This window comes from Pseudomonas sp. FYR_2 (assembly GCF_043106425.1).
GTDB lineage: Bacteria > Pseudomonadota > Gammaproteobacteria > Pseudomonadales > Pseudomonadaceae > Aquipseudomonas > Aquipseudomonas monteilii.
The window spans coordinates 68,067-94,288 of sequence record NZ_JBICMM010000054.1; the positions used below are offsets into that span (position 1 = coordinate 68,067).

The 26,222-nt window shown below is 63.1% G+C and carries 22 protein-coding genes and 1 pseudogene; 12 read left to right on the forward strand and 11 right to left on the reverse strand.

Features of this window, described 5'->3' with window-relative positions; translation table 11 throughout:
* Window positions 1–29: 29 nt before the first annotated feature.
* Together ACF8R4_RS23365 and ACF8R4_RS23370 are read right to left on the reverse strand one after the other, a co-directional pair.
* A pseudogene (locus ACF8R4_RS23365) lies at window positions 30–200 on the reverse strand (amino acid transporter); the annotation flags it as partial.
* 387 nt (window positions 201–587) lie between these two features.
* Window positions 588–1,010: an Lrp/AsnC family transcriptional regulator gene (locus ACF8R4_RS23370; protein WP_012272037.1), complete on the reverse strand. Its 423-nt coding sequence runs from the start codon at window positions 1,008–1,010 to the stop codon at window positions 588–590.
* A gap of 184 nt (window positions 1,011–1,194) precedes the next feature.
* On the opposite strand from ACF8R4_RS23370, the gene ACF8R4_RS23375 reads away from it, so the two are divergent.
* Window positions 1,195–2,247: an ornithine cyclodeaminase gene (locus tag ACF8R4_RS23375; RefSeq protein ID WP_392493566.1), complete on the forward strand. Its 1,053-nt coding sequence runs from the start codon at window positions 1,195–1,197 to the stop codon at window positions 2,245–2,247.
* A gap of 41 nt (window positions 2,248–2,288) precedes the next feature.
* Window positions 2,289–2,384 carry a hypothetical protein gene (locus ACF8R4_RS23380; RefSeq protein WP_353511564.1) on the forward strand — a complete coding sequence of 32 codons (96 nt, stop codon included), beginning with the start codon at window positions 2,289–2,291 and terminating at the stop codon, window positions 2,382–2,384.
* Window positions 2,385–2,428: 44 nt separating this feature from the next.
* On the opposite strand, the gene ACF8R4_RS23385 is transcribed toward ACF8R4_RS23380, so the two are convergent.
* From ACF8R4_RS23385 to pobA, 3 genes are all read right to left on the reverse strand, one after another.
* Window positions 2,429–3,310, reverse strand: coding sequence for a LysR substrate-binding domain-containing protein (locus ACF8R4_RS23385; RefSeq protein WP_060496975.1), 882 nt, complete (start codon window positions 3,308–3,310; stop codon window positions 2,429–2,431).
* Window positions 3,311–3,354: 44 nt separating this feature from the next.
* On the reverse strand, window positions 3,355–5,145 hold the full coding sequence (gene ggt, locus ACF8R4_RS23390; protein WP_392493568.1) for a gamma-glutamyltransferase: 1,791 nt from the start codon (window positions 5,143–5,145) through the stop codon (window positions 3,355–3,357).
* Between the two features lie 61 nt (window positions 5,146–5,206).
* The gene (gene pobA / locus ACF8R4_RS23395) at window positions 5,207–6,394 is read right to left on the reverse strand and encodes a 4-hydroxybenzoate 3-monooxygenase (RefSeq protein ID WP_060496977.1); all 1,188 of its coding nucleotides are present in this window, start codon (window positions 6,392–6,394) and stop codon (window positions 5,207–5,209) included.
* A 172-nt stretch (window positions 6,395–6,566) separates the two neighbouring features.
* Between pobA and ACF8R4_RS23400 the strand changes: the two genes are divergently transcribed.
* From ACF8R4_RS23400 to ACF8R4_RS23430, 7 genes are all read left to right on the forward strand, one after another.
* Window positions 6,567–7,445, forward strand: coding sequence for a helix-turn-helix domain-containing protein (locus ACF8R4_RS23400; protein ID WP_104834619.1), 879 nt, complete (start codon window positions 6,567–6,569; stop codon window positions 7,443–7,445).
* Window positions 7,446–7,517: 72 nt separating this feature from the next.
* On the forward strand, window positions 7,518–7,916 hold the full coding sequence (locus ACF8R4_RS23405; protein ID WP_019099730.1) for a MerR family DNA-binding transcriptional regulator: 399 nt from the start codon (window positions 7,518–7,520) through the stop codon (window positions 7,914–7,916).
* A gap of 19 nt (window positions 7,917–7,935) precedes the next feature.
* Entirely contained in the window at window positions 7,936–8,835 is a 900-nt protein-coding gene (locus ACF8R4_RS23410) for a hydroxymethylglutaryl-CoA lyase (RefSeq protein ID WP_060496979.1), read from the forward strand.
* Window positions 8,836–9,471: 636 nt separating this feature from the next.
* Entirely contained in the window at window positions 9,472–9,711 is a 240-nt protein-coding gene (locus tag ACF8R4_RS23415) for a DUF3203 family protein (protein WP_060496980.1), read from the forward strand.
* Between the two features lie 121 nt (window positions 9,712–9,832).
* The gene (gene ccoG, locus ACF8R4_RS23420; RefSeq protein ID WP_060496981.1) at window positions 9,833–11,236 is read left to right on the forward strand and encodes a cytochrome c oxidase accessory protein CcoG; all 1,404 of its coding nucleotides are present in this window, start codon (window positions 9,833–9,835) and stop codon (window positions 11,234–11,236) included.
* Between the two features lie 50 nt (window positions 11,237–11,286).
* Window positions 11,287–12,696 carry a GntR family transcriptional regulator MpaR gene (gene mapR / locus ACF8R4_RS23425; RefSeq protein WP_016713897.1) on the forward strand — a complete coding sequence of 470 codons (1,410 nt, stop codon included), beginning with the start codon at window positions 11,287–11,289 and terminating at the stop codon, window positions 12,694–12,696.
* 122 nt (window positions 12,697–12,818) lie between these two features.
* The gene (locus ACF8R4_RS23430) at window positions 12,819–14,885 is read left to right on the forward strand and encodes a PAS domain-containing protein (protein WP_392493571.1); all 2,067 of its coding nucleotides are present in this window, start codon (window positions 12,819–12,821) and stop codon (window positions 14,883–14,885) included.
* A 9-nt stretch (window positions 14,886–14,894) separates the two neighbouring features.
* Here the strand turns inward: ACF8R4_RS23430 and ACF8R4_RS23435 are convergent, their stop codons facing one another.
* The 6 genes from ACF8R4_RS23435 to ACF8R4_RS23460 all read right to left on the reverse strand — a co-directional run bounded on the left by ACF8R4_RS23435 (window position 14,895) and on the right by ACF8R4_RS23460 (window position 21,282).
* Window positions 14,895–15,641 carry an SDR family oxidoreductase gene (locus ACF8R4_RS23435; RefSeq protein WP_392493573.1) on the reverse strand — a complete coding sequence of 249 codons (747 nt, stop codon included), beginning with the start codon at window positions 15,639–15,641 and terminating at the stop codon, window positions 14,895–14,897.
* A 129-nt stretch (window positions 15,642–15,770) separates the two neighbouring features.
* Complete coding sequence (locus tag ACF8R4_RS23440; RefSeq protein WP_156867482.1) at window positions 15,771–17,306, reverse strand: DHA2 family efflux MFS transporter permease subunit; 1,536 nt, start codon at window positions 17,304–17,306, stop codon at window positions 15,771–15,773.
* The gene (locus ACF8R4_RS23445) at window positions 17,303–18,496 is read right to left on the reverse strand and encodes an HlyD family efflux transporter periplasmic adaptor subunit (protein ID WP_060496986.1); all 1,194 of its coding nucleotides are present in this window, start codon (window positions 18,494–18,496) and stop codon (window positions 17,303–17,305) included. Before ACF8R4_RS23445 ends, ACF8R4_RS23440 begins: the two co-directional genes overlap by 4 nt.
* A gap of 30 nt (window positions 18,497–18,526) precedes the next feature.
* Window positions 18,527–19,000 (reverse strand): MarR family winged helix-turn-helix transcriptional regulator, encoded by a 474-nt coding sequence (locus ACF8R4_RS23450; protein WP_060496987.1) that lies wholly within the window; start codon window positions 18,998–19,000, stop codon window positions 18,527–18,529.
* Between the two features lie 228 nt (window positions 19,001–19,228).
* Window positions 19,229–19,861, reverse strand: a complete 633-nt coding sequence (locus ACF8R4_RS23455; protein WP_082426309.1) for a response regulator transcription factor — start codon at window positions 19,859–19,861, stop codon at window positions 19,229–19,231.
* A 14-nt stretch (window positions 19,862–19,875) separates the two neighbouring features.
* Window positions 19,876–21,282 carry a sensor histidine kinase gene (locus ACF8R4_RS23460; protein WP_104834614.1) on the reverse strand — a complete coding sequence of 469 codons (1,407 nt, stop codon included), beginning with the start codon at window positions 21,280–21,282 and terminating at the stop codon, window positions 19,876–19,878.
* Between the two features lie 195 nt (window positions 21,283–21,477).
* Here ACF8R4_RS23460 and ACF8R4_RS23465 point away from each other — a divergent pair, with 195 nt between their 5' ends.
* The 3 genes from ACF8R4_RS23465 to ACF8R4_RS23475 all read left to right on the forward strand — a co-directional run bounded on the left by ACF8R4_RS23465 (window position 21,478) and on the right by ACF8R4_RS23475 (window position 26,222).
* Window positions 21,478–23,100 carry an acyl-CoA synthetase gene (locus tag ACF8R4_RS23465; protein ID WP_060496989.1) on the forward strand — a complete coding sequence of 541 codons (1,623 nt, stop codon included), beginning with the start codon at window positions 21,478–21,480 and terminating at the stop codon, window positions 23,098–23,100.
* Between the two features lie 72 nt (window positions 23,101–23,172).
* A complete protein-coding gene (locus ACF8R4_RS23470; protein ID WP_392493574.1) occupies window positions 23,173–24,942 on the forward strand; it encodes an acyl-CoA dehydrogenase C-terminal domain-containing protein in 1,770 nt (589 codons plus the stop codon).
* Between the two features lie 272 nt (window positions 24,943–25,214).
* Window positions 25,215–26,222 carry a FecR family protein gene (locus ACF8R4_RS23475; protein WP_060496991.1) on the forward strand — a complete coding sequence of 336 codons (1,008 nt, stop codon included), beginning with the start codon at window positions 25,215–25,217 and terminating at the stop codon, window positions 26,220–26,222.

Here is a 26,222-nt window from a genome sequence, read left to right on the forward strand (position 1 = left end):
GCCACCCGGCAGCTTGAACGTCGATTGCGCATGGCCCCCATGATGCAGAAGACGAAAAAGCCGATGATGGCGTACACCAGAATGATCGAAGTGCCGGACAGCGCAATGATTTTGCCCGAGCCCATTAACAACCCGGTACCCATTGCGCCATTGATCGAAATAAGCTGTATGTGCCGGTTTTCCAGCCGTCTTTTGAGCACTCGGCCCGCTTCCGGCGCGCTGCTTTTCGCGTTGCACGTTTGATGCGTAGTCAACTTCTTATTCTTTTTATGTAAAACTTCCACGCCCCGCAGCGCACCAACAAATTGAAACCAAGGTGCAGGTCTCATGTCATTCAAATGATAAAAGCGTAGGCAATAAAAAATCAAACTAATGCCTGATGCAACTTAGCAACGGACTTTCTTATTGTTTAAACGCACCGTCAGAACGTGCGCCTGAAACCGTCCCGCGAAAGCCGTTTCATTCTGCCAGCGGCCCAGGTCAAGCGGAACGCTACAGAATGCACACAGGCAAAGGGATTTTTTGCAGTGTGAAAAGCCCAGGTGACAGTTTGCACAATGCGCCTGTCAAAAGGCCTGACCCAGCGGTCACATCTTGTAGGTCGAGAGCAGGATGCTGGTCTCGGTATTCTCGATGTGCGGGATCGACCGAATGGTGTTCAGCGCCCGGTCGAAGGCTTCGAGGGTGTCGGCGCGCAGCTCTGCCATCAGGTCCCAGCGGCCATTGGTGGTATGGATGGCCACCACGTTGGGATGCCCGCGCAGCGCGTGCTTGACCTCTGCGGCGTGGTGGCCGCTGATGCCGATGCTGGTGATTGCCCGCACGCCCTGCTCCAGCGCGTCGGACCGCAGGCGTACCGTGTAACCAATGATCACGCCCTGCTCTTCGAGCCGGGTAATGCGGTTTTGCACGGTTGCCCTGGCCACCTTGAGCTTCTTCGCCAGGGTCAACACAGGGGTACGTGCATTGTCCCGCAACAGCGCAATCAGTTCCCGATCAATCGTATCCATAACGCCTGCCAATAATCAGATTGCTACTTTGGGGTGGCAGATTGTCTAGAAAGTTGATGAAACTGGCAACCTGCATTCTTCCGATTGACGCAACCTTTCATCAAAATGTTCATGCCACTTCAACAATCTTAAGCGTGCCGCCTGCCGTGACCGGGGCAACCGCGCAATAACAAGGTGCAAGAGCATGACGTATTTCATTGATGTTCCAACCATGTCGGACTTGGTACATGACATTGGCGTAGCGCCGTTCATAGGCGAACTGGCTGAGGCCCTGCGTGAAGACTTCAAACGCTGGCAGGAGTTTGACAAGTCTGCGCGTGTTGCCAGCCATTCGGAAGTGGGTGTTATCGAATTGATGCCGATTGCCGACAACAACCGCTATGCCTTCAAATACGTTAACGGCCACCCGACCAATACTGCCCGTGACCTGCATACGGTAATGGCCTTCGGCGTGCTGGCCGATGTCGACACCGGTTACCCGGTGTTGCTGTCCGAACTGACCATCGCCAACGCCTTGCGCACCGCCGCCACCTCGTTGATGGCTGCGCAGGCACTGGCCCGGCCGAACGCACGCAAGATGGCGTTGATCGGCAACGGCGCACAAAGCGAATTCCAGGCGCTGGCCTTCCATAAGCACCTGGGTATCGAAGAAATCGTTGCGTACGACACCGACCCGCTGGCCACCGCCAAGCTGATTGCCAACCTCAAGGAATACAGCGGCCTCACCATCCGCCGGGTCGGCTCGGTAGCCGAAGCCGTGAAAGGCGCGGACATCATCACCACTGTTACTGCCGACAAGGCCTACGCCACCATCATCACCCCCGACATGCTCGAACCCGGCATGCACCTGAATGCCGTGGGCGGCGACTGCCCGGGCAAGACCGAGCTGCACGCTGATGTACTGCGCAAGGCCCGCGTGTTCGTCGAGTACGAACCACAAACCCGTATTGAAGGCGACATCCAGCAACTGCCGGCGGACTTCCCAGTCGTTGAGCTGTGGCGTGTACTGCGCGGCGATACCGAGGGGCGCCAGAGTGACAGTCAGGTCACCGTGTTCGATTCGGTGGGCTTCGCCCTGGAAGACTACACCGTACTACGGTACGTACTACAGCAAGCCGAAAAACGCGGCATGGGCTCGAAGATCGACCTGGTGCCGTGGGTGGAAGACGACCCGAAAGACCTGTTCAGCCACACCCGTGGCCACGCTGCCAAAAACCGCATCCGACGCGTTGCCTAACCGATGAGCAGCGCCGCCGCATCGAGCGTTCGGCGCGGCTGGTGCCGCTGGATGTGCACACCATCGAAATGGCCGGTGGCTCGGTGCGCTGCAAGATTGCGGGGATTCACCTGTCGCCGAGAATGGCTGCGGCCTGACCACTGACGCGGTCGGTGTAGGAGCGGCCTTGTCGTCAGGCACGCTATATCCCACCGCCCGCCAGCAACTGTGTCATCACGTCGGCCAACGCCTTGACCATCACATCCGCCGTCGGCCGATGCACGATGACGATTTCATAACTGTCGACCTCCGGCAGCCCCTGCCCCGCCCCCAGCACCCGATGCTCGCCAGTGGCCGCCCTTGGCGGCAGCAGGCTGACACCCATGCCATCGGCCACTGCCGCCTGGATACCACTGAGACTGGAGCTGGTGAAACTGATGCGCCAGCGCCGACCCATGCCTTCGATGGCGTTGATCATGTCTTCGCGGTACAGCCCCCGCGGCGGGAAGGTCACCAACGGGATCGGGTCCAGCTCGAAGGCGGGGGTGCGCGCACTGTCGATCCATTGCAGGCGCTCGGGCCAGCAGGCCACGCCCTCGCGGGTGTTGCGCCGCTGCTTGAGCAACACCAGGTCGAGCTCACCGTTGTCGTAGGCCTGGCTGAGGTCGCGGCACAGGCCGCTGGTCACTTCCAGCTTCACCTGCGGATGCAGGCGGCTGAAGGCCGATAGCGCATTGGTGGTGCGCCCGCCAACGAAATCTTCGGGCACACCAAGGCGCACGGTGGTGCCCACCATCGCCCCGGCCAGGGCTTCGAGCATCTGGTCGTTCAAGGCCAGCATGTGCCGGGCGTAGCCGAGCAAGGTTTGCCCGGCATCGGTGGGCAGCACATCGCGGTTGCCCCGCACCAGCAAACGGTGGCCGACCATGTCTTCCAGGCGGCGTACCTTCTGGCTGATGGTCGACTGTGTCGAGTGCAGGCGAGCGGCAGCGGTGGTGAAGCTGCCGCAATCGGCCACCACCACAATCGCGCGTAGCAGGTCGAGGTCGAACAGCGCCCTATTCGATTTAACGCTAATGGACATCTGGGTATTCAACGACTGAATGGCAAGACTGCGTTCTATCACGGCTAGTCGCCAAGGGCCACACCTTCACGCCGCGGGTCGGCGCCACCCGACCAACCCTCGCCACGGCGCTGGATGATCTGCATGCCGCTGGTCATGGTCATGGGCGTCACCTCATGCCCCCAGGCTGCCAACTGCCGGATCAGCGCCGGGCTGCTCAGCCCCGCTTCCACCTCGGTGCCGGCATTGCGGCTGCCAAAGTTGGGCAAGCCTGCGGCCTGTTGCGGGTCTAGCTGCCAATCCAGCAAGCCAACCAAAGCCTTGTTCACATAGCCGATGATCTGCGAGCCGCCCGGTGAACCCAGGCTGGCCACCAGATCACCCGACGCTCGCGAGAACACCAGCGTTGGCGCCATGGCCGACAGCGGCCGCTTGCCCGGCTGTACCCGGTTGGCCACGGGTTTGCCGTGCTCCTGCGCAATGAACGAGAAGTCAGTGAGGTGGTTGTTGAGCAGGAAGCCCTTGACCATCAGGTGCGAACCGAACGCCGCCTCCACCGACGTGGTCATGGCCAGGGCCTGGCCGCTGTCATCCACCGCGCTGAGGTGCGAGGTGGAAATGCGCAATGGCGAGCGATCCGGCGCCAGGGCCAAGTCGGCGCCCTGGGGTTGGCCCGGGCGAGCGCGCTTCATGCTGTGCTCGCCTATCTGCGCTGCACGGCTGGCCAGGTAGTCGGCGTCGGTAAGCGCCTTGACCGCGACCGGCACGTAATCGCTGTCGGCCAGGTACTGTGCGCGGTCGGCATAGGCCAAACGCTCAGCCTCGGCGATCAGGTGCACGGCCAGTGGTGATGCCTCCAGGCCAGCCGGGGATGCGCTCGCAAGCGGGCGCAACGCTGCCAGATCGCGCTGCGACGTGGCGCGCTGTACGGCTTCGAGAATGCCCAGGGTCTGCAACACCGTCACCCCGCCCGAAGACGGCGGCGGCATGCCGCAGATGCGCCATGCCTTATAGGGGCCGCACACGGGCTCGCGCTCTTTGGCCTGGTACTGCTGCAAGTCCTGCAACGAGAGGTAACCGGCATTGGCATGGCTGCGTACCTTGGCCACGATGGCTTCGGCGATCTCGCCGGTATAGAACGCGTCAGGGCCTTGCGCGGCAACCTGATCGAAGGCATCCGCAAGCTCGGGGTTGCGCAGGATCGTTCCCACCGCCAGCGGCTTGCCCTGCTCATCCAGGAAGTAGCGGGCCATGGCCGGTGACCGGGCAATGAACGGGTCACCGGACACCAGGGCGTGAAGGCGCTCGGACACCGGGAAACCGTTGCGTGCAAGCGCGATGGCCGGCGCGAACAAGTCGCGCCAGGGCAGCTTGCCGTGCTGATCGTGGGCCAATTTCAAAGCACGTAGAACACCCGGCACGCCAACCGAGCGCCCGCCAATCTGCGCCGCCCTGAATGGCATCGGCGTGCCGTCGGCTTGCAGGAACAGCGCTTCCGTTACAGCGGCCGGCGCGGCCTCGCGGCCATCGAACGCCTGCACACGCTCGCCGTCCCAATAAAGGATGAACGCCCCGCCGCCAATACCGCTGGATTGCGGCTCGACTAAGGTCAGCACCATTTGCATCGCAATGGCCGCATCGATGGCGCTGCCACCGGCACGCAACATTGCCCGTCCCGCTTCGCTGGCCAACGGGTTGGCTGCAGCAACCATATGGCGGCTGGCCTGCACGGGCTGCAAGCCTGTGCGGTAGCCAGAGGCCAGCTCGGGAGGTGCGGGCAGCACCTGGTCGGCACAGGCCAGGCCACTGGCGGCTACCAGGCAAAGGGCGCTGATCAGGGGTGGGGAGAAATACATCGGCATGCTTCCTGCGAACTTCAAAAGCCCCGAAGATACCCTGTCGAACCCCTGAAAAAAACTAAGCCACTTCCTCGAACGGCAAGCCCACGTAGTTCTCGGCAATGTTCACCAACCCGGCCGGCGACGTCAGAAAGTACTCGCGGTCGGCCTCTTGCATCTTCTGGTCCCAGGCGTCCTTGTGGCTGCCGAAATCGTGCAACAACTGGGTCATGAACCAGCTGAAGCGCTCGCCTTTCCACACCCGGCGCAGGGCCAGCGGGGAGTATTGCTGCAGCAGGTCGGTGCGCCCTTCGCGGTAAACCTTGACCAGAATGCGATACAGGTAATTCACGTCCGACGCCGCCAGGTTCAGGCCCTTGGCACCGGTAGGCGGGACGATGTGCGCGGCGTCACCCACCAGGAACAGGTGGCCATACTGCATAGGTTCGACCACCAGGCTGCGCAGCGGGGCGATGCTTTTTTCCAAAGCAGGGCCGGTGACCAGGTCAGCCGCTACGTCGGCGGGCAAGCGAGCTTTCAGTTCATTCCAGAAGCGCTCGTCAGACCACGCCTCGACCCGGTCTTGCAAAGGTACCTGCAGGTAGTAGCGGCTGCGTGTTTGCGAGCGTTGGCTACACAGCGCGAAGCCACGCTCGTGGTGGGCATAGATCAACTCGTGATTGACCGGCGGCGTATCCGAAAGCAGGCCCAGCCAGCCAAACGGATAGACCCGCTCGTACTGCTTCAACACACCTTCGGGAATGCTCTGGCGCGACACACCGTGGAAGCCGTCGCACCCGGCGATGTAGTCGCAATCCACCCGGTGCAACTGGCCCTCCTTTTCAAACGTGAGGTAGGGCTTCTCGCCCTTCAGTTCATGCGGCTGGACATTGCTGGCCGAATAGATGATCGGCGCGCCAGTCGCTTCGCGGGCCTGCATCAGGTCGCGGGTGACTTCGGTCTGGCCGTATACCATGACGGTCTTGCCACCGGTCAGGGCTTTGAGGTCCAGGCGTTGGCGGCGCCCGCCGACCAGCAACTCGACCCCTTCGTGCACCAGGCCCTCACGGTCCATGCGCTCGGCCACACCGGCTTCGCGCAGCAGGTCGACAGTGCCTTGCTCCAGCACCCCGGCGCGGATGCGGCCAAGTACGTATTCAGGCGTCTGGCGCTCGACGATGACGTTATCGATACCGGCCTTGTGCAGCAGTTGGCCCAGCAGCAGGCCAGACGGACCTGCACCAATAATTGCAACCTGAGTTTTCATTGTTGTTGTCTCTGTTCGGACGATGCCGGCCCTGGACTGGCAGTGGGGCGGCATCTGCTGTTAGGGTTTGCCCTTGCATTTTTAATGGCAAAAAGCACTACGGACGTGTGCTATTCCATCTAAAACCTGCACTTTTATAAAAAACGTTCGATTAACGGACAGGCTGCCCTTGATGAAATCCACCCTCCCCGGCGTTCCGTTGTTCAAGCTGTATGGCGAAAACCAGGCCTGGCCCGGCACCGACCTGCTGCATTGCGAATCGATCCCTGCACGCAGCCGCCTGCACCACTGGGAGATCAAGCCACACCAGCATGCCGAGCTGTTCCAGTTGCTGTATGTACAGCGCGGCCAGGCCCAGGTGGAGATCGAAGGGTTGCGCAGCGCCATCGGCGAAGCAGCGATCCAGGTGGTGCCGCCGATGACCGTGCATGGGTTTCGCTTCAGCGCCGATATCCAGGGCTATGTGCTCACCTTCGGCACCGCGCTGGTGGCCAAACTGGAACAGCGGCTGGGCATGCCGCTGGCGGTGCTGGCCCAACCTGCGTGCTACCCGCTTGGGCATGACCGTGTGCACCTGCGCAGCCTGATCGACACCTTGCAGCAGGAGTACCAGGGCAATGCTCCGGCGCGCGCGGCCATGCTCGAAGCGCTGGTAACCGCGCTGATGGTGTGGATCAACCGCCGCCAGCAACTGGGGCAGGCACCGCGTAACCGCGCTGAACGCGACCGGCAGTTACTGGGGCAGTACCTGCGGCTGGTCGAGGCGCATTACCGCGAGCATCTGTCAGTAGAAGATTTTGCCGCACGGCTGAACGTTCCAAGCCTGCAACTGAACCAGCTGTGCAGGGCCTTGAGTGGGCAGACAGCGTTGCAGGTGGTACACCAGCGGTTGCTGCTGGAGGCGCGGCGTAGCCTGATTTATACGCGGATGAGCATCGGGCAGTTGTCGGATAGCCTGGGATTCACCGACCCGACGTACTTTGCCCGGTGGTTCAAGCGGTTGACGGGGGATACGCCGAACGGGTACCGACGCGCGGCGCAACCGGACTGATTGCGGCAGGTTGCTTGACGTATACGTCAACCTGCCTTCAGGATACCCGCATACCCCACGCCGAGCGCCAGCATGAGCACCCAGACCTACAGCATCTCCGACCTGTCCCGCGAGCTGGACATCACCACCCGGGCCATCCGCTTTTATGAAGAGCAGGGCCTGCTGAGCCCCGAACGCCGTGGCCTGGAGCGAATCTATTCGGCCCGCGACAAGGTCAGCCTCAAGCTCATCCTGCGCGGCAAGCGCATCGGCTTTTCACTGGCCGAGTGCCGCGAGCTGATCGAGCTGTACGACCCCACCAGCGGCAACCTTAAACAGCTCAACAGCATGCTGGCGAAAATCGCCGAGCGCCGCGCCCAACTGGAGCAGCAGATGCTCGACATCCACCAGATGCAACTGGAACTGGACACCGCCCAGGAGCGTTGCGAACAAGCCCTGGCCGCCACCCTGAACAACAAAGACAACCGCTGAACGCCACAGGAAACCCGCCATGTCCTTGCCCAAACACGTCCGCCTGGTCGAAGTTGGCCCCCGCGACGGCCTGCAGAACGAAGCCCAGCCCATCAGCGTTGCCGACAAGGTGCGCCTGGTCAACGACCTTACCGAAGCGGGCCTTGCCTATATAGAAGTGGGCAGCTTCGTCTCGCCCAAGTGGGTACCGCAAATGGCCGGCTCTGCCGAGGTGTTCGCCGGTATCGACCAGCGCCCCGGTGTCACCTATGCAGCGTTGGCACCCAACCTGCGCGGTTTCGAGGACGCGCTGGCTGCCGGGGTGAAGGAAGTGGCGGTGTTCGCGGCCGCCTCTGAAGCGTTTTCGCAGCGCAATATCAACTGTTCGATCAGCGACAGCCTCAAGCGCTTCGAGCCGATCATGGAAGCTGCGCGCAACCACGGTATAAGCGTGCGCGGCTACGTATCGTGCGTACTCGGCTGCCCATATGAAGGCAAGGTCAGCGCCGAACAGGTGGCCCCGGTGGCCCGCGCACTGCACGACATGGGCTGCTACGAAGTATCGCTGGGTGACACCATCGGCACCGGCACTGCCGGCGATACCCGGCGCCTGTTCGAGGTGGTCTCTGCCCAGGTGCCGCGCGCGCAGCTGGCCGGGCACTTCCACGACACCTATGGCCAGGCCCTGGCCAACGTCTATGCCAGCCTGCTCGAAGGCATCAGCGTGTTCGACAGCTCGGTGGCCGGGCTGGGCGGCTGCCCTTACGCCAAGGGGGCTACCGGCAACATCGCCAGCGAAGATGTGGTGTACCTGCTGCAAGGGCTGGGCATTGAAACCGGCATCGACCTCGACCGGCTGATCGCCGCCGGCCAGCGTATCAGTAGCGTGCTGGGCCGCGGCAATGGGTCGCGGGTAGCACGGGCGCGTAGCGCGCAGTGAGTAATACGGGTGTCACACAGGTGTGGGCGAAGTGTTACCGCCCCCACATTTCACAGCAAAAAATCGGGTAACAGGGAAACAAATCGGCAGAATTTCAGGCCAAGCACTTTTGAAGGAAATCGCTAAGCTACTGATTTTAAAGATTTTTAAAAAGTTGGCACGCAGCCTGCTATATCTCTGGTACAAGAACAATAAAAATGTGACACCCAATAAAAACAACAGGTAACGGCTCTGACATAACAAGAACAACACGGCAGAGGCGTAGCAAGCAGATTTTTTTGGAGTAGACACGCTTTTCAGGGGTACGCCCCGCGGTCTGGCACAGAACAATAAAACTACCTCAAGGTAGCGGCAGCCAGGTTCGGATCAGCCATGATGAAAGCAGGTCAGCGCTCAAAAAAATACGTTTGCTCTTGACCCCGCATGGGGGTCGCCCGCAACACCAGGACAGGCTGACAAAAACAACAAAAGGCCAGTCCCAATAATAAAAAAAGAGCAAGCAACAACGCTTTGAGGGGAGCTTCGGCTCCCCTCAGTGCTTCCCGCCCTCCTCCTTTCTTCTCCTTTCAGCCCCCTGATGCAGTAACCCGCCTTGCATTGTGGTCCACCCTGTAACCCTGCAAGGAGGACAACGCCATGCCCGTTGAAATCGACGAAACCACCCGCCGCTGCACCCTCACCGGCGAAAACCTGCGCATCGAGGGCGACGGCCCTGCTATCGAAATCGTCACCGACGAGCACCTGCGCATGTCAGTGGCCCTGCTGGCAGGCCAGCGCGTCCCCATCACCGAAGCCGAGGCCGATGCACTGACCGTAGCGGGTGCGGTGGATAGCCGCAGGCACCTGAAGGCCAGCGTGCCAGGCTCGGTAATTTAAGGCCTGGCGGTCGAAGCCGGGTAATCTGATATGGTTTTTATCGCAAAATCTGAGCCTGTGCTGATAACAGCCTCAGGGCCATAGTGCTCATGCCTGATCGAGGCCTGATGAGCACCGAGCCATGAACAATAGAATCCCTTTCACAGAGATCGCCCCCACCCCAGCCAGCTCCCGACCACGACACACCGACAGCGGCATTCACACCCGCAGCTTCAGCGGGCTGTACCGCAACCTGCGCATCGGCTTTGCCGGCGTCCTGTTCGTGCTGTTCTTCGGCACCGCGTGGCTGAACTGGAACGGCCGCCAGGCCGTGTTGTGGGACCTGGCCAACAGCAAGTTCCACATCTTTGGCGCAACCTTCTGGCCCCAGGACTTCATCCTGTTGTCAGCGCTGCTGATCATTTGCGCCTTCGGCCTGTTCGCCATCACCGTGTACGCCGGCCGCGTGTGGTGTGGCTACAGCTGCCCGCAAAGCACCTGGACGTGGCTGTTCATGTGGTGCGAAAAGGTCACCGAAGGTGACCGCAACCAGCGCATCAAGCTGGCCGCCGCGCCCTGGAGCCTGAACAAACTGGGGCGCCGCACCCTGAAACACAGCCTGTGGCTGGTCATTGGTATCCTCACCGGGCTGACCTTCGTCGGCTATTTCACCCCGATCCGCCCACTGGCCGCAGAACTGTTCACCTTGCAACTGGGCGGTGTGGCGCTGTTCTGGCTGCTGTTCTTTACCGCCGCCACTTACATCAATGCCGGCCTGCTGCGTGAAGCGGTGTGCCTGCACATGTGCCCGTATGCGCGCTTCCAGAGTGTGATGTTCGACAAGGACACCCTGGCCGTCGCCTATGACCCACGGCGCGGTGAGGCCCGTGGCCCGCGCAAGAAGGGCAGCGACGTCCAGGCCCAGGGCCTGGGCGACTGCATCGACTGCACGCTGTGTGTGCAAGTGTGCCCCACCGGCATCGATATCCGCGATGGCTTGCAAATGGCCTGCATCGGTTGCGCAGCGTGCATCGACGCCTGCGACGGGGTGATGGACAAGATGGGTTACGCTCGCGGGCTGATTGGCTACAAGTCCGAACACAGCCTGCAGGGCGGTACGACTCACTGGCTGCGCCCACGCCTGCTCGGCTACGCCGCGGCGCTGGTGGTGATGATCGCGGCGCTGGTGGTGGCCTTGCAACTGCGCCCGATGGTGTCGCTGGATGTGATCAAGGACCGCGGCCTGTTCCGTGAAAATGCCCTGGGCCAGATCGAGAACATCTACCTGCTCAAGGTCATCAACAAGACCGAGCGCACCCAGCACTATGCGTTGCGCCTGCTGGACGCCGACGGCTTCACCTTGCAGGGCAACACGGCGCTGGTCATCCCGGCGGGCGAAATGAGTGAACTGCCGGTGTCGGTGGCGATGCTCGCCGAGCGCCCGACCAGCAGCTCGCAAACACTCAGCTTCGAAATCAGCGAGCGTGACGACCCCGCCATCCGCAGCGTGGCCCACAGCCGCTTCGTCGCCCCCCTGAACCGTTGATCCCTTACACTGACGCCACCTTGCCTGCCAGGCTTCGACAGAAGGCCAGAATGAAACGCTACGAACGCTTTGCCGACGACATTGCCGAACTGATCCGCTCCGGGGTACTGGGCCCCGGCCAGCGCGTGCCCTCGGTGCGCTACGCCAGCCAGACCCACGGGGTCAGCCCTTCTACCGTTTTCCAGGCCTATTACCTGCTGGAGCGGCGCGGGCTGATCCGCGCCCGGCCGCGCTCGGGGTATTTTGTCAACGCCCACGCCCCGCGCCAGTTCAGCGAACCTCAGGCGCTGCAGCCGGTCAGCGAGTCTACCGATGTCGACGTCAGCGCCTTGGTGTTTTCGATCCTCGACTCGATCAAGGACCCCAACACCATACCGTTCGGCTCGGCCTTCCCCAGCCCCGAACTGTTCCCGCTGCAACGCCTGTCGCGCTCGCTGGCCAGCGCCAGCCGCAGCATGGACCCGCGTATGGTGGTCACCGACCTGTCGCCCGGCAACCCGCAACTGCGGCGGCAGATTGCCCTGCGCTACATGGTTGGCGGGCTGATGCTGCCCATGGAAGAACTGCTGATCACCAATGGCGCACTGGAGGCCCTGAACCTGTGCCTGCAGGCAGTGACCCAGCCCGGCGACCTGGTGGCCATCGAGGCCCCGGCCTTTTATGCCTGCCTGCAGGTGCTGGAGCGGCTAAAGCTCAAGGCGGTGGAAATCCCGGTGCACCCGCGCGAAGGCATGGACCTGGGCGTGCTGGCACAAACCCTGGAGAAGCACCCGGTCAAGGCCGTGTGGTGCATGACCAACTTCCAGAACCCGGTGGGCGCCAGCATGCCGGAAGCCAAGAAGCAGGCCCTGGTGGAGTTGCTGGCGCGCCATGAGGTGCCGTTGATCGAAGACGACGTGTACGCCGAGTTGTATTACTCGCAACAGGCCCCCAAACCGGCCAAGGCCTTCGACACCCAGGGCCTGGTCATGCACTGCGGTTCGTTCGCCAAAAGCCTGGCACCGGGCTACCGCATCGGCTGGGTCGCCGCCGGGCGCTTTGCGCAAAAGATCGAGCGGCTGAAACTGATGACCTCGCTGTGTGCCTCGATGCCGGCCCAGGCGGCAATTGCCGACTACCTGCAGCACGGCGGCTACGACCGCCACCTGCGCAAGCTGCGCTACGCGCTGGAAGGCCAGCAGGCCAACATGCTGGCGGCCATCGCTCGCCACTTCCCGGCGCAGACGCGGGTCAGCCAGCCTTCCGGTGGCTACTTCCTGTGGCTGGAACTGCCCGAACAGATGGACGCCCTCAAGCTGTTCCACATGGCCCTGGCGCAAGGCATCAGCATCGCCCCCGGGCCGATCTTCTCGCCCACCCGGCGCTTTGGCAATTGCATCCGCCTGAACTACGGAAGCCCCTGGCATGACGGCGCCGAACGGGCCATGGAAACCCTCGGGCGGATCATCCGCTCCTTCTGACCATCGAACGCCCGGCTGCCGAACAACGGCTGCCGGGCATCCCCCCCCAACTGCATTGACCCGCTATTCGCATGCAGGTGAACACGCTAAAGTCAGAGCCTCCCCTTTTGTCGGACGTCGGCATGCCCTCCCGCGACCTGCGCTCACTGCGCCAACACGTCGAAGCCCTCCAGCGGCAGAACGCGCAACTGAAATCACAGCTTGCCAGCCTCCAGGACCACGATCAGAACTTCTACCGTTCGTTGTTCGACACCATGGACGAAGGCTTCTGCATCATCGAGTTCTTCGACGGCCCGCACGGCCCGCTCAGTGACTACGTGCATGTACTGGCCAACGCGGCCTACGCCAAGCACGCCGGCATCCCCAACGTGGTCGGGCAGAAGCTGCGCGAAATGGTGCCCGATGAAGCCGATGACTGGGTAGCCCGCTACGGCGCGGTGCTGCGTACTGGCGAGCCCCTGCATTTCGAGCAGGAGCTGGTCGCAACCGGCCACGTGCTTTCTATTACCACCTTCCGTGTGGAGCCTGCCGAGAAACGCCAGGTAGCGGTGCTGTTCAAGGACGTTACTGAACGCCGTCGGGCAGAGCAGGCCCTGCAACGCCTGAACGAAGAACTGGAGCAACGGGTAAGCGCTGCACTGGCAGAGCGACGGCTGTTCGCCGAGCTGGTCGACCACAGCGTGGTCAATGTGCATGTGGTCGACAAAGACATGCGTTGGCTGGCCATCAATCGCCAGGCGAAACATGACTTTCAACGGTTATTCGGGCGCACGCCTGAAATTGGCGATTACCTGCCGGACCTGATCGACGATGAGCCAAACGATCGGACGTTGAGCTTGGCCATGTGGCAGCGTGCCTTGGCGGGCGAGCAATTCGTCGAAATCGGTACATTCGGCAAGGCGCCCGAGCAGTACCATTACGAACTGCGTTTCAATGCTTTGCGCGACCATGAAGGCGAAATACAAGGCGCGTTTCTGTTCGCTTATGACATCAGCGAGCGGGTACAAGAGCAAGAGCGCCTGGCCAAAGCCGAGGAGGCCCTGCGCCAGGCGCAGAAGATGGAAGCCGTGGGCCAGCTCAGCGGTGGCATCGCCCACGACTTCAACAACCTGCTGGGCGGTATTCTGGGCGCGCAAGAGCTGATGCGCCAACGCCTGGACCAGTCACGCTTCGACACCCTCGAACCCTTGCTGGAGCTCTCCAGCGGTTCGGCTCAACGGGCCTCTTCGCTGGTGCACCGCTTGCTGGCGTTCTCACGCCAGCAGACCCTGCAGCCCTGCTCAACGCAAATGGCAACGTTGGTGGCGGGCATGGAAGAGCTGTTGCGCCGCACCATTGGCCCGGCCATCACCCTGAGCAGCCGGTTTGCCAGCGAGCTGTGGCCAACGTTCATCGACCCACCCCAACTGGAAAGCGCCCTGCTCAACGTGTGCATCAACGCGCGCGACGCCATGCCGGGGGGCGGCGCTATCGATATCGTCGGCGACAACCTGCTGCTTGATGAGGTCGAGGCCCAGGCGCTGGAACTGCCCGCCGGCGAATACGTGCGGCTGAGCATCATCGACAACGGCAATGGCATGTCGGCGGAGGTGGCCAAGCGGGCCGTAGACCCCTTCTTCACCACCAAGCCCATGGGCCAGGGCACTGGCTTGGGTTTGTCGATGACCTACGGTTTCGTGCGCCAATCGGGTGGGCAACTGCGCGTACTTTCGACGCTGGGTGAAGGCACACGCATCGAGCTGCTTTTGCCCCGCCACTACGAGCAACCCAAGCCGCCAGCCCCCAAACCGCAGCGCAAGGCACTGGAAAAAGGCAGTACAGTGGCGCGGCGTATCCTGTTGATCGAAGACCAGAAGGCCTTGCGCCTGGTGGTTTGCGAAGTGCTGGAAGAGCTGGGTTACCGGGTTGATGCATTCGAGGACGGCCCCACTGCCTTGGTCTACCTGCAAAACGGCGAACGGCCAGACCTGCTACTGAGCGATATCGGCTTGCCCGGCGGCCTGAATGGCCGCCAGGTGGCTGAGCGCTGCCGCGAACGCTATCCGGACCTGAAGGTGCTGTTCATCACCGGCTACGATGAAAGCGCGGCGCTCAGTGACGGCCAGCTGCTAAAAGGCACGCGGGTGCTAACCAAGCCGTTTGAACTGGAGGCGCTGGCCGAGCGGGTCAGTACCCTGCTTGAAGATTGACGGGCGCGTTCAGCGCCCGCCACCCAGGTCGATGAAGCTACCCGTAGAGTAGGACGCCTTGTCTGACAGCAACCAGAGAATGGCCTCGGCCACTTCTTCAGGGCGCCCGCCCCGGCCCATGGGCAAGCCGGGTTCCAGCTTGCTGACGCGGTCCGGGTCACCGGACAGCGCATGGAAGCCGGTGTGAATGTAGCCCGGGCGTACGCCATTGACCCGCACGCCCTCGCCTGCCACCTCTTTGGCCAGGCCAAGGGTGAAGGTATCGAGTGCGCCTTTGGAGGCGGCATAGTCGACATATTCGTTGGGTGAGCCCAGGCGTGCGGCCACCGATGACACGTTGACGATGGCGCCGCCTTGCCCGCCATGCCGGCGTGCCATGCGCAGCAGGGCGTGCTTGGCGCAGAGCATGGGGCCGACGACATTGGTTTTCACGACCTTGAGCAGGCGGAACTCGGACATATCCTCCACCCGGCTTTGCTGGCCGATGGTGCCGGCGTTGTTGACCAATGCGGTGACCGGGCCGAGTTCATCATCAACGCGCTGGAACAGCTGGATGATTTCATCCTCGACGCTGACGTCGGCGCGCACAGCAATGGCCTCGGAGCCCAAGGCGCGGACCTGGCCGAGGATGTCTTCGGCGGCTTGCCCGTCGGCGTGGTAGTTGATGCAGATACGGTAGCCCTGGCGAGCAGCCAGCAGCGCCGTGGCGGCGCCGATGCCACGGCTACCACCCGTGATGACGATGACGTTCTCCATGAATGTGCCAATCGTTTGGGAAAGGAGAGTCGACAATAGGCGAAACGGCTGTGCATGGGAATGACCAAAGTCAGCCCAAACACCGCCCCGCTCTCAATCTTGATCTTGCTTTTGCCCTATTAGCCCAGCTCAATGCCCCGCCGACGCCGGCCCCGCCTTGGCCGTAAACGGCGGCTTGGCAAACCACACCAGCAAGATCAACCCGGCAAACACCCAGGTCATCAAGGTGAAGTAATCCACCGTCGACATCATGTACGCCTGCCCATTAAGTATCTGCTCAAGTTGCGCATAGCTCTGCGGGTTAGCCCCACCCAGTTGCTCCAGCGTATGCCGGGTAGCCGGGTCGAACTGGCTGATATTTTCGCTCAGGTAAGCATGGTGCTGATCCGCCCGACGAATCCAGATCCAGGTCGTCAACGAAGCCGCAAAACTCCCCCCCAGCGTACGCAGGAAGGTCGCCAGCCCCGAACCATCGGCGATCTGGTGCGGCGGCAGATCAGACAGCAGAATGCTCAAGGTCGGCATGAAGAACAGCGCCACACCGATACCCATGAACAACTGCACCAAGGCCACATGCTGGAAGTCCACCTCAGTGGTAAAGCCCGCACGCATGTAGCAGCTGGTACCGATCGCCAGAAACGCCAGCCCCGCCAGCACCCGCAGGTCGAACCGGTGCGCATACTTGCCCACGAACGGCGACATGATCACCGGCAGCAAGCCGATTGGCGCCACCGCCAGGCCCGCCCAGGTAGCGGTATAGCCCATCTGCGTCTGCAACCATTGCGGCAGGATCAGGTTGATGCCGAAGAACCCCGCATACCCCCCGACCAACACAAGGGTGCCGACCCGGAAGTTACGGTGCACGAACAGGCGCAAGTTCACCACAGGGTGGCGGTCGGTCAGCTCCCAGATCACGAACACGGCCAGAAACACCACCGAAATCAGGCTGCCGACGATGATGAACGAAGACTCGAACCAATCCAGGTCATTGCCTTTGTCCAGCACCACCTGCAACGCGCCGACACCGATGATCAACGTGAGCAGACCGATGTAATCCATCGGCTGGCGGCTGGTGACCACAGGCCGCGTACGCATCTGCTGGCGCACGACGGCGGCGGCGAACAAGCCGATGGGTACGTTGATGAAGAAGATCCACGGCCAGCTGTAGCTGTCGGTAATCCAGCCCCCCAGAATCGGCCCGGCAATCGGCGCCACCACCGTGACCATCGCCAGCAGGGCCAACGCCATCCCCCGCTTGGCCGGGGGGTACACGGCAATCAGCAAGGTCTGGGTCATCGGGTACAAAGGCCCTGCAACCACCCCCTGCAACACGCGAAAGCCGACCAGCTCCGGCATCGACTGGGCGATACCGCACAGGAACGAGGCCAACACGAACAGCAGCGTGGCCCAGATGAACAGTTTCACCTCACCAAACCGCCGGCTCAGCCAGCCGGTCAGCGGCAAGGCGATGGCGTTGCTCACCGCGAACGACGTGATGACCCAGGTGCCCTGCTCGTAACTCACCCCCAGGTTGCCGGAAATGGTCGGCAACGCCACGTTGGCGATGGTGGTGTCGAGCACCTGCATGAACGTCGCCAGCGACAGGCCGATGGTGGTCAGCAACAGGCTCGGCGGCGTGAACTGGGCAGCGGCGTTGTTGCTCATCGCTGGGCCGTCTTGCCGGTTGCACTGTTGTCGTGAATCAGCCGGGCAATCAGGTCGTCTGCCTCGACCAGCTGGCGGTCGTACACCTGGGTGGTGTAGCTGGCCTGCTGCGGCGGCTGCTGGGCCAGGGCCGGGCCGCTCTGGTCGTGCAGGTCGACTTCCACCACCGTGGACAGGCCGATGCGCAACGGGTGGTCCTTGAGCTGGTCAGGGCTGAGGTGAATACGCACCGGCACCCGCTGCACGATCTTGATCCAGTTGCCAGTGGCGTTCTGTGCCGGCAACAGCGCGAATGCGCTACCGGTACCGGCCCCCAGGCTGTCCACCGTGCCGCTGTACTTGACCTCGCTGCCGTACAGGTCGGCGCTGATCTGCACCGGCTGGCCGATGCGCATGTCACGCAGCTGGGTTTCCTTGAAGTTGGCATCGATCCACACCTGGTCCAGCGGGATCACCGCCATGGTCGCAGTGCCCGGTTGCAGGCGCTGGCCCAGTTGCACGGTGCGCTTGGCCACGTAGCCGGTCACCGGTGCCACCAGGGTGGTACGGGCATGGTCGAGGTAGGCCTGACGCAAGTCGGCAGCAGCAGCCATCACTTCGGGATGCGAAGACACCACGGTGTCATCGACCAGCGCGCTGCTGGTGCTGAGTTGCTGGCGGGCACTGTTGACGGCCGCCTGGGCGACACTCAGGTCGTCGCGAGCATGGGACAGCTCTTCTGCGGCAATGGCACCGCTGTCGGCCAGCACCTTGCGCCGGTTGAAGTCCTGCTGTGCCTTGCGCAATTCGGCCTGGCGGGTTTCCAGCTGAGCCTTGAGCGAGTCGACGTTGCTGTACAGCCCGCGTACCTGCCGTACGCTGCGCGCCAGCTTGGCCTCGGCGGACTGCAGGGCCACCTCGCTGTCGGCCGGGTCGAATTGCAGCAACACCTGGCCGGCGTGGACCAGGTCGCCGTCATCGGCACCAATGCTGGTGACGGTGCCGGTGACCAGCGGGGTGATCTCCACCACGTTGCCATTGACGTAGGCATCGTCGGTGCTTTCGTGCCAGCGCCCGACCAGGCTGTACCAGGCCCAGGTGCCGATACCGGCAAGGATCAGCAACAACACCAGGCCAAGCAGCCAGGCCTTGCGCTTGCGCGACGGCTCGGGCGCGGCGGAGGGAGTCGGGGTGTCTGCGGGAGTGGCCATGACAATACCTTGGATAATTCGTGACAGGGTTCAACGGTCGCCAAAACGGCGGATCGTCAACGGGTCGCCAGCACTGAGCAGCACCTTGGCCAGCAGGCCTTCCAGGGCCTTGAGCTCTTCCGGTGCCAGCACGCCGCACAATTCGTTCATGGCAGCGGCGCCAATTTCCGGCAGGCGGTCCGCCAGGCGCTGGCCGTCGGCGGTGAGCGCCAGGCGCACCTGGCGGCGGTCGTCGGCGCAGCGGTTGCGCACGATCAGGTCCTTCTGTTCGAGGCGGTCGAGCATGCGGGTCATCGAACCGCTGTCCAGACCCAGGTAGCGGCACAGCTCGGCCGGGGTGTCCACCTGGTACTGGGTGACGATGATCAGCACCTTGAACTGCGCGGCGGTGACGCCCTCTGATTCAAGGTGCCAGTCGAGAATGCGGTCCTTCAGGATCGCTGCGCGGCCGAGCAACATGCCGATGGCGCAGGTCTGGAAGTTTTCGGGGGAAAAATGGGCCATCGGGGATTGCTCGGGTAATTGTGTGAAAATATTACTGCCTAGGCAGTGAATGTCAAAGCTTTAATTAGGTAGCTATGCAAAATTTCATGATTCATGTGCAAATCTGAAGCCCAGCGCCCTTCTCAGTGTGGGAGCGGGCGCGCCCGCGTACACGGGCGAAGCCCGTGCCATCCTGCGCGCTGCTTGTTTCGCGGGCACGCCCGCTCCCACAGGGATCTGTGATTGCTGTTAATATCGTGCGCTCAGGCCAAGTGCCGCAACAGCCCCGCAGGCAATCGCCATGCCCACCAGTTCTGCCAGGCTGCCCGCCTGCAAACGCTTCATCACCCGCCCCCGGTAGAGGTCCACGGTCTTTACGCTGATGCCCAGTTGCTCGGCAATCTCTCGGTTGTTCAACCCCTGGGCCAGCGGCACGAACACGTCACGCTCACGCGGCGTCAGGCCGTCGATACGCGCCTGCACCTGGGCCAATTCCTGATCGCCCTGCCGCGCACGCGTGGCGCGCTCCAGCGCGGCCTGCACGCTGTCGAGCAGCAACTGGTCGCTGTAAGGCTTTTCGATGAAGTCGCAGGCGCCAGCCTTGAACGCACGCACCACGATCGGCACATCGGCATGGCCACTCACGAAGATTACCGGTAGCGCCAGGCCGCGCTCGCGCATTGCCTGCTGTACCGCAAGCCCTCCCAGCCCCGGCATGCGCACATCCAGCAGCACACAGGCAGGCCCATCGTCGACGCAGGCATCGAGAAATGCCTGCCCACTGACAAAGGGCAAGGCCTGCAAACCCACAGATTCCAGCAGCCAGACCGTCGAGTCGCGCATCCCTTGGTCGTCATCGACCACATACACTTTCGCTTGCACCCTCAACTCCCCCCTTATCCCCTGCTGACCGCCAGGCGGCAGCACAATACCAGACCGCCGTTGTCACCCGCCCGCGCCCACAGGCTGCCGCCAAAGCCTTCGATCAGGCTGCGGCTCATACTCAAACCCAGGCCCAGGCCGTCGGCCTTGCTGGTGGTGAACGGTGTGAAGATATCGTCCAGTCGCGCGGGTTCCACACCCGGGCCCTGGTCAGCCACCTCGACCAGCACGCCGTCGCCATCACGCCCAGCGCCGAGCAGGATACGTGACGGCCGTTCGCCCTGCTGCTCGCGGTTGGCATCGATGGCATTGCGCAACAGGTTGAGCAGAACCTGTTCCAGCAACACCCGGTCGGCGTACACCAAGGGCAGTTGCGTACTCATGCGCAGCTCCACCGTCACTTGGTCGCGCGCGGCCTCCCACGCGCACAAGCGCATGGCCTCCTCGGCGACCTCGGTCACGTCCAGCGCCTGCAGGTTCCGTGGCCCCTTGCGCAGGAAGGCGCGCAGCCGGCGGATCACTTCAGCGGCGTGGGTGGCCTGTTCGCTGATGCGCTGCAGCCCCTGTCCTACACGCTCACGGGCCTGCGGGTCGCGCTCGATGCTCGACAGGTAGCGCAAGCTGGCGTTGGCGTAATTGACCACCGCAGCCAACGGCTGGTTGATCTCGTGGGCGATGCCCGATGCCAGTTCGCCGAGGGTGGCCAGCCGGGCACTGTGCGCCAGGCTTTCCTGGGCTTCGATGCGTAAGGTGATGTCGCGGGACACGCTGACCACCTCCACCACCGTGCCGGTGTAGGTTTCACGGATGGCCCGGCTGGCGATTTCGAACCAGCGGTAACCGCCCGCAGCCTGGCGTACCCGGCAGGTCATGGTGTGGTAGCCATCCTGGTCCAGCGCCGCTGCCGCCTGGCGCAGCACCTGCCGCCGCTCGCGCGGGTGCAGCAGGCTGTGCATGGGCATGCCGCGCAGTTGCTCGGGCCACAACCCGAGCAGGCGAAATGCGGCCGGAGAGGCATCCAGAAAGCGGCCATCGGGGCTGTGCCGGGAGATCAGGTCGGTGGTGTTCTCGATGATCAACCGATACAAGCGCCGTGCACGGCTGGCCTCGCGCGCGCCTTGGCGCTCTTCACTGGCGTCACGGCAGCGCCCTAGCACCTGCTGGCCCTGGTCATCAGGCATGAACGTCCACAGCACGATGCGCTCACCCACCTGCACTTCGACATCGGCAATCGCCCGGTGCTGGCGCAGGCAAGCACGTACCAGCGCGGCGCAGTTGGCCGGCAGCCAGCTGGCCAGCCCCGGGCCTTCATCTACCCAGGCTTGCAGCGCGGGGTTGAGCGCCAGCGGCCTGGCGTCATCGGCCAGCAGCAGGCTGGGTTGAGGGTCCTTGGCGAGCAAGGGATAAGCGCTCTTGTCCACAATAGGCGGCTCGTTGTTATAGTAGTTTTACTATATTGCTATAGTCGATATTCCTACTACCATAGCGATTCGCGTAAAACTGCGACAGAGGAAGGCGGCCTACCGTACGCCTTCCCGCACCCTGAACAGAGCTAACAATCAGCCACCGGGGGCCAAGCGCACAGGCTGCGCCTGCCTCCCTTACAGGATTACCGCATGTCGATCTATGCCCAGGGCCTGATGCCCGCTGCCGTCAACCATGTCGCCCTCACCCCGCTGAGCTTCATCGAACGCACTGCTGCCGTTTACGGCAACTACCCCGCCGTGATCCACGGCGCCATCCGCCGCAACTGGCAAGACACCTACCAACGCTGCCGCCGCCTGGCCAGTGCCCTGGTGGGCCGCGGCATCGGCCGTGGCGACACCGTGGCAGTGATGCTGCCCAACACCCCGACCATGCTCGAAGCCCACTTTGGCGTGCCCATGACCGGTGCCGTGCTCAATACCCTGAACGTACGCCTGGACGCCGAGGCCATCGCCTTCATGCTGCAGCACGGCGAGGCCAAGGTGCTGATCACCGACCGCGAGTTCCATGCGGTGATTGAAGCCGCCCTGGCGCTGCTCGAACATCCGCCATTGGTAGTGGACGTGGATGATCCCGAGTACGGCGAAGGCCGTGCGGTCAGCGAGCTGGACTACGAGGCCCTACTCGCCGAGGGCGACCCGGAATATGCCTGGGAGTGGCCGGATGACGAGTGGCAGGCCATTTCGCTCAACTACACCTCCGGCACCACCGGCAACCCAAAAGGCGTGGTTTACCACCACCGCGGCGCCTACCTGAACGCCTTGGGTAACCAGATGACCTGGGCCATGGGGCATCGCCCGGTGTACCTGTGGACCTTGCCGATGTTCCACTGCAACGGCTGGTGCTACCCCTGGACCATCACCGCCCTGGCCGGTACGCATGTTTTCCTGCGCCGGGTCGACCCGCAGAAGATCCTTAACCTTATCCGCGAACACCGGGTCAGCCACCTGTGCGGCGCACCGATCGTGCTCAACGCTTTGGTCAACATGCCGGAAGCCGCCAAGGCCGCCATCGAGCACCCGGTGCAGGCCATGGTGGCCGGCGCCGCACCACCCGCCAAGGTGATCGGTGCCGTGGAAGAAATGGGCATCCAGGTTACCCACACCTACGGCCTGACCGAAGTCTACGGCCCGGTGACCGTGTGCGCCTGGCATGACGAGTGGGACGAACTGACGCTGGAAGAACGCGCGCGCATCAAGTCACGCCAGGGTGTGCGTTACCCGACCCTCGACGGCCTGATGGTCGCCGACCCGCAAACCCTCGAGCCGGTGCCGCGCGACGGCAACACGCTGGGCGAGATTTTCATGCGCGGCAACACGGTGATGAAGGGCTACCTGAAAAACCCCGAAGCCACCGCCGAAGCCTTCCGCGGCGGCTGGTTCCACACGGGCGACCTGGCGGTGTGGCATGCCGATGGCTATGTAGAGATCAAGGACCGACTCAAGGACATCATCATTTCTGGTGGCGAGAACATTTCCACCATCGAGGTCGAGGACGCCCTGTATAAACACCCGGCGGTGCTCGAGGCCGCCGTGGTGGCGCGCCCGGATGAAAAATGGGGAGAAACCCCATGCGCCTTCGTAGCCCTCAAGCCTGGCCGGGAAGACACCCGCGAAGCCGACATCACCAGCTGGTGCCGCGAGCACCTGGCCGGGTTCAAGGTGCCCAAGACCGTGGTGTTTGGCGAGCTGCCGAAAACCTCCACCGGCAAGATCCAGAAGTACGTGCTGCGCGACCGGGCCAAAGCCCTCTGAAGCCGTAGTGGCCTCTTCGCGGGCATGCCCGCGAAGAAGTCAATCCTGATTTCTCCCCTTCAAGAGCCAACGATGACGACCTATTCAGCCCCCCTGCGCGACATGCGCTTTATCCTGCATGACGTATTCAACGCCCCGGCCCTGTGGGCCCGCCTGCCCGCCCTGGCCGAGCGCATCGACGCCGACACCGCCGACGCCATCCTCGAAGAAGCCGCCAAAGTCACTGGCCAGCTGATCGCCCCGCTCAGCCGCAACGGCGACGAACAAGGCGTGCACTTCGAAGCAGGCCAGGTCACCACGCCAGACGGTTTCCGCGAAGCCTGGCACACCTACCGCGAAGGCGGCTGGGTCGGCCTGGGCGGCAACCCGGCGTATGGCGGCATGGGCATGCCGAAAATGCTGGGCGTACTGTTCGAAGAAATGCTCTACGCCGCCGATTGCAGCTTCAGCCTGTATTCGGCCTTGAGTGCTGGCAGCTGCCTGGCCATCGATGCCCACGCCAGCGAAACGCTCAAGGCCACTTACTTGCCCCCCCTGTACGAAGGCCGCTGGGCGGGCACCATGTGCCTCACCGAACCCCACGCCGGCACCGACCTGGGGCTGATCCGCACGCGCGCCGAACCCCAGGCCGATGGCAGCTATCACATCAGTGGCAGCAAGATTTTCATCACCGGCGGCGAGCAGGACCTCACCGATAACATCGTCCACCTGGTGCTGGCCAAACTGCCGGATGCGCCCGCTGGCGCCAAAGGCATCTCGCTGTTCCTGGTGCCGAAGTACCTGGTCGAGGCCGACGGCAGCCTGGGCGTACGCAACGCCGCCCATTGCGGCTCGATCGAGCACAAGATGGGCATCAAGGCATCGGCCACCTGTGTCATGAACTTCGATGGTGCCATCGGTTACCTGGTGGGCGAGCCGAACAAGGGCCTGGCAGCCATGTTCACCATGATGAACTACGAGCGCCTGTCTATCGGCATCCAGGGCATCGGTTGTGCCGAAGCCTCTTACCAAAGCGCCGCCCGTTACGCCAACGAACGCCTGCAAAGCCGCGCCGCCAGCGGCCCGCAGGCGCAGGACAAGGCGGCCGACCCCATCATCCACCACGGCGATGTACGGCGCATGCTGCTGACCATTCGCAGCCTCACCGAAGGTGGCCGGGCGTTTGCCGCCTACGTTGGCCAGCAGCTGGACCTGGCCCGTTACGCTGAAGATGCCGGCGAACGCGAACATGCCCAGCGCCTGGTGGCGCTGTTGACGCCAGTGGCCAAGGCGTTTTTCACCGACAACGGCCTGGAAAGCTGCGTGCTTGGCCAGCAGGTGTATGGCGGCCACGGCTATATCCGCGAGTGGGGCCAGGAGCAGCGGGTGCGTGACGTGCGCATCGCGCAGATTTATGAAGGTACCAACGGTATTCAGGCCCTGGACCTGCTCGGCCGCAAGGTACTGGCCGACGGCGGCCAGGCGCTGGCCAGCTTTGCCGCCGAAGTGCGGAGTTTCAGTGTGGATGCCCCGTTGCACCGCGAAGCCCTGCAGGCAAGCCTGGCGCGGTTGGAGGCGACCAGTGCGTGGCTGCGGGCGCGTGTCGGCGAGGACGCCAATCTGGTCAGCTCGGTGGCGGTAGAGTACTTGCAGCTGTTCGGGCTGACAGCATATGCCTACATGTGGGCGCGGATGGCGGCGGTGGCGTTGGCCAAGCAGGGCGAGGACGCTGACTTCCATGGGGCCAAGCTGGCGTGTGCGGCGTTCTTTTTCCAACGGGTTTTGCCGCGTGGGTTGGGGCTTGAGGCCAGTATTCGGGCGGGTAGTGACAGCCTTTATGGGCTGAAGGCGGCGCAATTCTGATAGGACGTTTGGGGCGCTTTGCGCCCCTTTCGCGACACAAGGCCGCTCCTACAGGGGCGGCGCGACTCCTTGTAGGAGCGGCCTTGTGTCGCGATGGGCTGCGCAGCAGCCCCAAGGATCTCAGCCTGCATTTACGTGCGCGAAGGGTTCTCAAACGCTGAAAAACCGTTGCAAATCCGACGAAAAAACGGCACAACTGATAGTCATTCGCCATTACGTCGGTTCTCGGGAGCCCTCTGGCAAGGGTAGAATGCGCAAAACCCGGAGCCGCAATGAACCACGACCGCCTCAATCCCAGCCCAGACGACGCCATCACCGACGCCGCCGCGCATTGGTGCATGCGCCTGCACGCCGAAGACTGCACGGCTGGCGAGCGCGAGGCTTTCGCCCGCTGGCTGGCGGCAGATCCGCGGCATGCCGAGGAATACGAGGCGATGCTGGAAATCTGGCAAACCGCCGACCTGTTGCCACGCACCGCCACTGTCGTCGAGTTCAACCCGCCTGCCCGATACCCTGCGCGTCCACGCAGCTGGCGCCCGCTGGCATCTGCCGCAGCCATCGCCCTGGCGGTACTGCCGCTGGCCGGCTGGGTGGGCTGGGAACAAGGTTGGCTGCCCAACCACTACCAGCACTTCGAAGCCAGTGACCGCATGCAGACCGTGGAGTTGAGCGACGGCAGCACGGTGCAGCTCAACCTCAATACCGAGCTCACCTACCTCAACTACAAGGACCAGCGCCAGGTCACGCTCAAGCGCGGCGAGGCGTTTTTCAAGGTGCAGCACGACAGCAACCACCCGTTCATCGTGCGCGCCGGTCGCGGCCAGACACGGGTCACCGGCACCCAGTTCAATGTGTGGAAATACCAGGACCAGGTCAAGGTCACCCTGGTGGAAGGCTCGGTGCTGGTGTCCAGCGACGGCAGCACCGGTGGCTATCGCCTTGGGCCTGGCATGCAGGCCAGCTACCACCAGGGCGATTTCGAGCCCCAACTGGAGCAAAGCGACGACTACAGCAACAGCCTGGCCTGGCGCAGCGGCAAGCTGGTGCTCGACAACCTGAGCCTGGAACAGGCGCTGCCGGTGATCAACCGCTACCTCGACGCGCCGCTGCTGCTGGCCGATGCCAGCACCGGTCGCATCCGCATCAGCGGCATTTACAACACCCGTGAAGTGGGGCGCCTGGTCAACAACCTGCCCAAGGTGCTGCCGGTCTACCTGACCCGCAGCAAGGACGGCAGCACCGTGCTCAACCGCATCTCGCCGCCGCCCGACAAGGGCTGA